The sequence below is a fragment of the Parasedimentitalea nitratireducens genome (assembly GCF_057444295.1).
Map to the genome: position 1 here is coordinate 1 of NZ_JBYAXC010000033.1, position 3,568 is coordinate 3,568.

The 3,568-nt window shown below is 52.8% G+C and carries 3 protein-coding genes and 1 pseudogene; 2 read left to right on the forward strand and 2 right to left on the reverse strand.

Features of this window, described 5'->3' with window-relative positions; genetic code table 11:
• Nucleotides 1-301 precede the first annotated feature (301 nt).
• A complete protein-coding gene (locus AC2T28_RS24850) occupies nucleotides 302-631 on the reverse strand; it encodes a hypothetical protein (protein WP_486751284.1) in 330 nt (109 codons plus the stop codon).
• Nucleotides 632-730: 99 nt separating this feature from the next.
• On the opposite strand from AC2T28_RS24850, the gene AC2T28_RS24855 reads away from it, so the two are divergent.
• Complete coding sequence (locus AC2T28_RS24855; protein WP_486751285.1) at nucleotides 731-1,114, forward strand: GGDEF domain-containing protein; 384 nt, start codon at nucleotides 731-733, stop codon at nucleotides 1,112-1,114.
• 12 nt (nucleotides 1,115-1,126) lie between these two features.
• Nucleotides 1,127-1,513, forward strand: a pseudogene (locus AC2T28_RS24860) (GGDEF domain-containing protein); the annotation flags it as partial.
• 489 nt (nucleotides 1,514-2,002) lie between these two features.
• Here AC2T28_RS24860 and AC2T28_RS24865 read toward each other — a convergent pair.
• A complete protein-coding gene (locus tag AC2T28_RS24865) occupies nucleotides 2,003-2,737 on the reverse strand; it encodes a lysozyme family protein (RefSeq protein WP_486751286.1) in 735 nt (244 codons plus the stop codon).
• Nucleotides 2,738-3,568: the final 831 nt, after the last annotated feature.

Below are 3,568 nucleotides of genomic sequence, written 5' to 3' on the forward strand. Positions count from 1 at the left end.
CGAGTTGAGAGCGGATGTTCGAATTGTCCTCCGCGTCCGCTCTCAAATAACTTCAAAAACGAAACGCTGCGCTCCTTACTTGGACTTTGTAGAACAGGCCACTTCGGCATCTTTTCTTGAGACATGCGACCTAATTTCCTGCACGGATCTAACGCAGGTCTGAAATGAACCAAAATAGACCTCACCAGCCTTGGCTCCCAGTATGTCTAGAGCAATGATAGACGCCCCAAGTACAGTGCTTCGCAATAACGATCTCCTTTGTTGGAAAAAGGGAGAGAGCAATGCCCATCCCAATTCAGCGTCAGTAATGCCCACCACCGCTGTCACCACCATCACTTTCGCCTTCGTCATTATCGGTATTGGGGAGTTTAGGTACAGGGTCAGCGGGATACGCAGTCGTGTCAGGTGTGCCTGGAGTAGCACCAATCAACCCGCTATCCGCTGAGCATTCTCCAACGTAGTCACAGTCATGCCACTCGCCATCATACCAAACATATTCGCCACCATCTCCGTCCTCCCCTTGGACAAATTCCTTACCATCGACAACCAACGGCACCGGCGTCGCTTCTATTACTATTTCACAACCAGCCAAAGCCAGCATTCCAACAGCGAGAAAAGCTGTAAATTTCATTTTGGATAGATCCTTTGATATTTCGCCGACATTTCTCAATTAGAATGTCATGGCCTCAATGTAGAGAGGTTTATTGTAATTCGATCGCCAGTCAAACAGATGAATGTATATCTTTGGATTAGCGGAATCGCTATCGCCACTACGATTGCGGTAATTGGATTTTTTCTCGCAACAGATTTATCCCGACCAATCGTTACGATGACTAATGTGATGAAACGCCTCGCTATGAACGATTTAGGGGTCAATGTACCCGTCGTGACGCGCAAAGATGAAATTGGGCAAATGGCAAGCGCTTTAACGGAATTCAAGGCATTTGCCGTCGAACGTGACAAGCTCCAAAAGGATCTAAGCCACATGTCACTGCATGATAGTTTGACAGGGCTCCCCAACCGCGGTTTTGCAATCAATTTTCTCGCCGACACGATCCGGCAATTCACCGAGAAAAAATTTCCCTTAGCGATAATGCTCGCAGATTTGGATTGATTTAAGGAGGTCAACGATACCCTGGGGCATGATGTAGGTGACCAGGTCCTAATGGAACTCAGTAACCGCTTCCAGTACCTTTTGCAGGGACGTGATATCGTTTGTCGCTTAGGTGGTGACGAATTTCTGTTTGTTCTGCTAGAATGCGTTACCACTGATGACTGCGAACTTTATGCCAAAAAAATACTTGAATCCTGTCATGGTTCTTTTGCTGTACCCAACAATGAGTTTCATATCAGCCTTAGCCTTGGCGTAGCGCGTTTTCCGAAGAATGGCACCGTCGCGCGCGACTTAGTAAGGGCAGCTGACAAAGCGATGTACGAAGCCAAAAACAGCGGAAAGAACCAATTTTTCTGGGCTGTTACTGAAGGCGGGACTTCAAACACCAAACCTGGTTAACCGCACATCAATCGTATCCATAATCTGGAGCACACAAGAGGCCGTCTCGGAGGCAATTGCTGAATGATTGTGATCGGATTTTGTAAAATGTACAAAGTATGCGATCAGCGCATTGCTGAACTTGGTGCAGACAGCAGCGAAAGTCTTCTTTCCGCCCTTTGTGACGAAATGGGCAGGGTGCAGCAATCAGACCACTTCCCTCTCGCCTCACGGTCACTTACGGCCGAGGCTGTGTGAAAACCCGGTATATCGAGAATCTCGCGGGAGGATATTCTCAGTACGCATCAATACCTCGGCGCTATCGGTAAGATGATCTCCAGAGCAGCAGATACTGGATCAATATTCTTGGAATATCGCAACCGAATTGAGTTTTTACACAACCTCGGCCCAAAGCCGACTTTGGGTTTGCTAAAGCAAAGCTGCGGATGCGCGCATAACGCGGACATTCAACCCGTAAATGCAACGCACCTTTTTGAACCGATTCAGCCGCTAACCAGGAAAGATCTTACTGAAGTGGGCGTCGAAATAGCCCCAAGTATAGACTGCGCTGTTGCCGGCATAGTCTTCGTAGTAAGATCTACCGCTTGACGTGGGCAGGCCAGCCCAGATCTTGGCAAGATTGAGCATAAAGTCCGCGCGCGGCATTTCGGCGGACAGGAATTCGCTGAGTCCTGCCTCTTCCAACAGCTGGTGTGCCAGCTGGTCCTGCAGCTCAGGGCTGAAACGCTTGCTAAGCGGCACCTCCTGATGGCGGACGAGACGGCGCAAGGTGGCGGGGATAAACTGATAGCGCCCGATCGCATGTTGCTGTCCCGGGGTGTCATCAATCCACTCATAGATCTCAGCGATCGTCATCTCGGTCGGCCGTCTTGCAGGGCGGGTTCGGGCACCATGCTGCACGGCATCATACCCGGCCTTACCCGCTTCCGCCCCCGCAATCAGGGTCATGAGCTGCTTGGCTGCAGACGCCGGGACCAGCAGCGGCGCAAAGAGACCGCCGCTGGCGCGGCCGCGGAAAAGGCTGGAAGCCCCAGGGCGCAAGGCCACCGCTCCGCGGCTGACATCGGCGCCGGACGGCTGCACGCGGGCAGGACGGTGCGGCACAATGGGGGAGGCATCACTGACGGAGGCGCGCTGCGCAAAGAAACCATTCTGGATCAGTGAGAAGTTGTTTGCCTGCACATCGGTCGCCGCGAGGCTGAGGGTCAGAAGACTGAAGCGCAAGGATGAGGCAATAGGCATTGGAACCGGCTTTCTGCTGGCGGGGTGTTTAACGCAGAATATGTGGAAATAGGCTTGATAAACCGTTTACCGGCGCATCCTTTCATTTTTGGCCGGCAGTGCTGCGAGGCAGGTGGGCCGAAGCCGGACATCATCGGCGGCAAGTCCTGAGCGCGGCTGGTCGCTTGGCCCCAGACGCACCGGTTCAGGCCCCATGCAGAGTTGGTCGGCCTCGCGCCTGCGGGCTGGAGAGGACATGGCCCGGGGGGGTTATGGCTGAAATGCAGCAATGCCAGTCAGGGTCAGTGCCTCCGCAACCGGCAAGGAGTAGAACGCGCCGGAAAAGCCCAGCAGTTTCCAGAATAGAACCGTTGGCCCTACCGGCAGAAAAAGTGAGCGTACCAGCGCAATCAGCGCGGTCTCCTGCCGTACAGCTCCTATTGATAGCTTCGCAGGTGCGGACTGCGAGATTGAAGATCGTTTCCTTCCCCCTCCGAAGACCTTTGACACTGGTTGCGGAAATGAAAACTGGTTGAACTCATGCACACTCTTCTTGCTTTTCGGCTGCACTCCCCTTTGGTCGCCTAAGTCTGAGGCGGGTTCGGTGCAGCCATGCGTCGGTGTAGAGTTTCCCGCCTGATCGAATACACTAGAACTTCCGCTCCTCAGGTTGCTGATTGAAAATCTCGCGCCTGCTGCGAATGACTGCTTCCGGCCCTGAGCTGAGCTTAGCAAGATTTGCGTCTTACGTCTGCTGCCAGCCTATTCTGTTGAAAAACTCACGGTTTTGGCGGCACTACATCACAGGATGAATGGCTTCCAACTCGATTTCAC